A 4,804-nucleotide genomic window follows, 5' to 3' on the forward strand; every position below is an offset into this window, starting at 1 on the left:
GTAAACATCTCTGTTTTTCCATCTGCTGTGATAACAACTGGATTCGCAGAAGAGAAATCATAAGACCCATCTGCTTTTACTTTCAGATCACTTGCCAGCCAGGCAGAGAAACCAATACCTTTCAAAAGATCGGCATCTGTTTTCCCGTTATTCGCTGCCTTGATAATCTGAAATGGCTGTTTGATCACATCTTCTTTGGAAATTGCTTTTCTTTCTACAACTGGTACATTTGCACCTTCGTAAGAGCAGTCTACCTCATGTTCTTCCTGATCCAGCAGATATCCAACCGGAGGAGTCAGCTCTTTAAAATAATATTTTCCCAGATACAAATTGGAAACCGAAGCCTGTCCGTTTTTATCTGTAGTCAGGGATGTGATCTGGGTTCCTTTCTTATAAAGGACACCTGTTTTCCCATCCGGATGTACAATATCCTCACGTGCAAATAAGCCATAAACAGCACCTTTCAACGTTGCATCACCCTGTGGGGTATTTCCTGTCTCGGCATCCTGCTTATGAAGGGAAATCGTTGCTGTCACTCGTTTATCGGTCACATTCATATTGGATGTTTTTCCAATATTCAATGTTACATTGTAAGCTTTTGCATCAATCGTATATCCTGTCGGAACGGAGATTTCTTTCAGATATACAACTTCCTGTGTCTTCTCAATCGTAACTTTTGCTGCACCATTGGCATCCGTTGCCGGCATCTGTTTGATCAGCTGTGTACATGCAGCATCGCTATAGATACCATAAACCGCACCGGCCAGAGTATTAGATGTCTCACTGTCTTTTTTCACGATAGAAATATAACATTCCTTGGTCCATGTTACTTTGAAATCCACATACTTTTCATTTCCGACACCTTCACCAAATACCAGTGCAAGATCCTGTGTGGAAGATCCTGTTGTTATCTTATAGGCAGAATACTCTTTATCAATGCTTCCTTTCATCTTTGAAGAGAATAAAGCACCCACATCCTCAGCCTGAGATAGTGGGGCAGTAAGATAGAACTGTGTTCCACCGCAGATTTCAACACTCGCACCTGCCGCACTGGTTTTGCCGGTAGTCACATTCACAAGCTTTACTCCCTGTGGAAGTTTAAAGGTAATGGTCTGCAATTCATCTGCTTTGAATGTAATCGTCTTTGTTCTCTGGATATTTCCTTCCACATAAGCGTTCACATCACTATCAGAAAAGCTCATATCCACATCCGGGATATCCGGCATATTGATACAGTAGTTATAAAGCTCCTTAGCAAGAGACCGTCCGGTTGCGTTCGTACCGGAATCCCAGTCACTGGATCCGTTGGCATATGCTGCCGCAAGGTGTGTGATAATAAATCTCTTACCAGCAGAGAAATCCGGGTGTTTTTCATCAAAGAATCCATTCTCGTCACTGGCTTTTGTTCCATAGTAACAAACCTTTGCCAGAGTCTTGCCATCAGATAATTTTGTAATAGAGTACGTACCATCATCCGGTCCATTCTTAGATGGCTGAACACAATATGCTGTCGCTTTGATTCCACCCCAGGACACATAATATGGTGCTGTAATGTAAGAACCTAATCCATAATCAGCATAATGATACCAGCTGCCTCTTGTAATAGATACGGACTGGCTACCGGTTTCTGCAGCCGCTAAAAGCATCGGCATTTCAAAAGTGACCATTTCTCCGGCTTCCAGTTCATTTAAGGCAATTCCCTGATCTACCGCCTCTTCCATAACTTCTGAAAGAGTAGTACCGGTTTCCGGATCAACCGTCTCCTGATTTTCCGTTGATTCGATCTCTGCATCAAATTCTTCCTCGGTGATTTCTTTCCCGGTAACCTCTGTTTCTGTCTCAGCTTCTGATACATTTACCGCTTCATCCGTTTCCGGCTGTTTCATTTCGGAAGAATCCGTTTCCGATTCATCATCACTATCCTCAGATTCTTCTGTTTCCCCGGTACCGGAATCCTGATCTGAAGAACTATCCGAATTCACAGTAGTGTCAGCTTCTTTTGAAACATCTTTTACCGTAATGTTTCTGCTGATCTGATACACCGGATGATCTGTTTTCTGGGGTTCAACAGAATATACCGTTTTATAGATATCTGCATGATCCGTAGAAAACTCTTTCCCTTCATCATTCTGGGCTGCCATGAGCTTCACTTTGGCTTTTTCACTGTCCGGAATCTCAATTCCGGAAAAGTCTGCTTTTACATCGAATCCAGACCCAACCGTTACTTCGATATCTCTGGCAGTTACCACTTCATCCTGATCCAGCTGATCTTTAATTTCCTCGTAATAAGGGATTCTACTGTCAGCTTCATCTGCGGGAGCAGCATAAGCAATTACCGGAGAAAGGGCATTGGTAAACAGTGTAATAGCTGTCAGCATACCTGATACAATTCTCATTGTTTTTCTTTTAAATTTCATGTTCTCATCCTTTCTTATTTGTCTGTATACGAAATGTTTCAGTGTAAAATTTCATATCACTTCATTTTCCTCACATCCTCCTCTCGTTTCAGATTTGTACTATTTGGGACAGTCAGCACTCACGCAAATCTCGTGATTTCTGAGATAACAGCACAAAGATGTGGCGGTATTCACGAATCTCTGTAAACACCGCCACATGGTTTCTACTGTCATCCTCCGATTTGGATTCAGACAAATAAATATTCTATTTTGAGCATTTTCCTGTTTTCATTCCCAGACCCGTTCCTGTTTCGGTTTCCATATTTCCGAAACGTATGCTCTGGCCAGATACGCGAAAGATGCATATTCAAGCCAGGTATCATTCTGGGCAGGCTATGAAGTTTTCAAGGTACGTCGGAAATAAATCCTTATACCTATCCAAAGATTCAGAGCCTCTTATACAACATGGATTGAAAATTATTTTTTATTTCTTTTTCTTTTGACATCACTTGGATTAACTTGCATATAGTTACGGATAATCACAAGTGCTCTCTGGATCAGTCCACTAGCTGCCTGCTGAGAGATTTCGAGATTCTTTGCAATCTCAGCCTGAGATGCACCTTCACAATAATATGCAATTACTGCATATCTCTGTCGTTCATTCAAAAGATCTGAAATTTCTCTCATCATTTCATTCCAAAGCACTTTTTCTGTCATATCAGGTACACAACGGGCTTTGATACTAAAGAAATCATTCTCCTCAATATCAATAGAAATCACTTTATGATTTGACAGAATTCTCCGTCTGCTGTCTTCTACACGATCCATACCAACCATCAGCGGTAAGATGTACCAGTTTTCGTTTTCAAAAAAGTCTGCTCCAAAAGCATCTTTTCTGCCATCTACCGCGCTGTAATCATAGTCCTTACATTCATGTAAGCGAAAAACAGTTCTATGTCTTCCCTCTTCATACAAAACATATCCGTTATCATAAACACTGATTTCCACACCATCTTCGATAATTTCTTTTACAACAATTTCCGCACCTGTATTCAAAAGCTCCTTTTTTCTCAAAATCACTTTTTTCTCGTCTGCAACCGGAACTCTCTTCTTTAAGTCTTTTAATGTCATCATATGGACCACCTTTCTGCCTTGCGGCTACGGGTGATCCAGTCTGCATTTGTTTGGAATATAAAAATTGGTAGCGGAAACAGTCCCGGACCAACCCGTTTTTTTTAAACGGGAGTCCGCGACTCCTCAGCTACCTTTTTCTCTGATGTGTTCTACCTCCTTATTCTCTTTTCATTGCATAATAAACAACTTTTTGAGGCCTTTCATTTTTGCAGATATTCTGTTTTTCATATTTTTCCTGTGTTTTCAGAATAAAAAATCCCTCTATCTATCCAAAGTCTCAAGGGTTCTTATACAACATGGATCTTGAAAAAAATAAAAAAACCGGCAAAACAAATGCACTTGATCGTACAGAATCGAAAATGATTCCATAGACCAGTTACAAATGTTTTGCCGGGCTCTTAATGATTCCAGTCAGATTCAGCTCCTTGACAAACTCTTGATATCCGGTGCAGTCTTGATGGTTCCAGCCAAATTCACCGCCCTGTCGGATATCTCATTCTTATTCACTTTTATGATTTCTTTCCGGAAGGATTCATCAGCTTCCTGGAATAAACGGACATCCTTTCTTTCAACTGTTCATCCCGGATGACCAGAGGACGGACAGAGACAATATCATCTTTTACCAAAACTTCCAATGTACTCCTGCATTTTTTGCAATCCACTTCTGAATCGCTCTGTGCACTTTTCTCCAGAAATGCTCCGCAGACAGAGCAGTGTACATGCCATTTAATATTACCTGATCCCATAGGCTTCCTCCTTTAAGCAATAACATATGATCTTTCATTTATTACTCAACGGATCCAAGGGAAATAAAAATCCGCCTTATGAGCATCATGGTTGTCCATTCCGTAAGCGCCAAAGCTGCGCGGGCAATCACGATTTCCATATTCAGACTGGCTTTGACAATCTGTTGTTTTCATTTCCGCTTCCTGTCAGCTCCCACTCGCCGCCGGTTTTGCGGAAACTTCCACAAAAATAATTAACAGGGTTCTTCTAATATTTCAAACACATTTCCAGACAGATCTGTAATATCTGAAATTGGTATCTCCGTATCTCCAATCCGGAGATGGATCTGCGAATCAAAGAATTCCACAGTTCCTTCAATGGTACAATGCTTTCCTTTTCCCGGAAATTCAATACTCTCGACAAAATATGTTGCCTGAATCCACATACCTGCAGAAAGGATCTTAAGCTTTCCATCCAATTCCTGCTTCTTTTCCTCAGACAGTTCCTTTCTGGGTTCATAAAGGATCTCTTTTTTCCGGACCGACTCT

5 protein-coding genes are annotated in these 4,804 nt (G+C 41.0%); all 5 read right to left on the reverse strand.

Going from position 1 to position 4,804, the window contains the following annotated elements; all coding sequences use genetic code 11:
- The coding region (locus WMO25_RS15075; protein ID WP_349086000.1) for a thioester domain-containing protein at window positions 1-2,417 on the reverse strand (2,417 nt) is incomplete at its 3' end.
- Window positions 2,418-2,873: 456 nt separating this feature from the next.
- A complete protein-coding gene (locus WMO25_RS15080) occupies window positions 2,874-3,530 on the reverse strand; it encodes a sigma factor-like helix-turn-helix DNA-binding protein (protein ID WP_154433122.1) in 657 nt (218 codons plus the stop codon).
- Window positions 3,531-4,039: 509 nt separating this feature from the next.
- Entirely contained in the window at window positions 4,040-4,276 is a 237-nt protein-coding gene (locus tag WMO25_RS15085) for a hypothetical protein (protein ID WP_226826111.1), read from the reverse strand.
- A 45-nt stretch (window positions 4,277-4,321) separates the two neighbouring features.
- Window positions 4,322-4,450, reverse strand: coding sequence for a hypothetical protein (locus tag WMO25_RS15090; protein ID WP_268825326.1), 129 nt, complete (start codon window positions 4,448-4,450; stop codon window positions 4,322-4,324).
- Between the two features lie 59 nt (window positions 4,451-4,509).
- On the reverse strand, window positions 4,510-4,804 hold a 295-nt coding region (locus tag WMO25_RS15095), incomplete at its 5' end, for a hypothetical protein (protein WP_349086001.1).

The sequence above is a fragment of the Coprococcus intestinihominis genome, assembly GCF_040096555.1.
In the GTDB taxonomy this organism is placed as follows: domain Bacteria; phylum Bacillota; class Clostridia; order Lachnospirales; family Lachnospiraceae; genus Coprococcus_A; species Coprococcus_A intestinihominis.